Source organism: Psychrobacter sp. GW64-MNA-CIBAN-0177, from assembly GCF_040309585.1.
In the GTDB taxonomy this organism is placed as follows: domain Bacteria; phylum Pseudomonadota; class Gammaproteobacteria; order Pseudomonadales; family Moraxellaceae; genus Psychrobacter; species Psychrobacter okhotskensis.
Window position 1 is genome coordinate 1 of the sequence record NZ_JBEOOY010000641.1, and the last position, 233, is coordinate 233.

1 protein-coding gene is annotated in these 233 nt (G+C 49.4%); it reads left to right on the plus strand.

Translation table 11 applies throughout. From position 1 onward, the window contains the following. Nucleotides 1–233, plus strand: a 233-nt coding sequence (locus tag AAEY79_RS16520; RefSeq protein ID WP_352289885.1) for a BCCT family transporter, incomplete at both ends; no start/stop codon positions are given.

Genomic DNA, 233 nt, shown 5'->3' on the forward strand with positions numbered 1-233 from the left:
ACTTGAGAATCTACCGTTTACACAAGTCGTGTCTTCACTGGCAGTCGTGCTTATTATTACCTTTTTTATTACTTCATCTGATTCAGGGTCGCTGGTGATTGACTCATTGGCAGCAGGTGGACGCAGTGATACGCCCGCGTGGCAACGAACGTTTTGGGTCGTGACACTAGGCGTTGTTGCCTCTGTGCTTTTGATTGCAGGAGGGTTACAAGCGCTGCAAACCGCCGCTATTG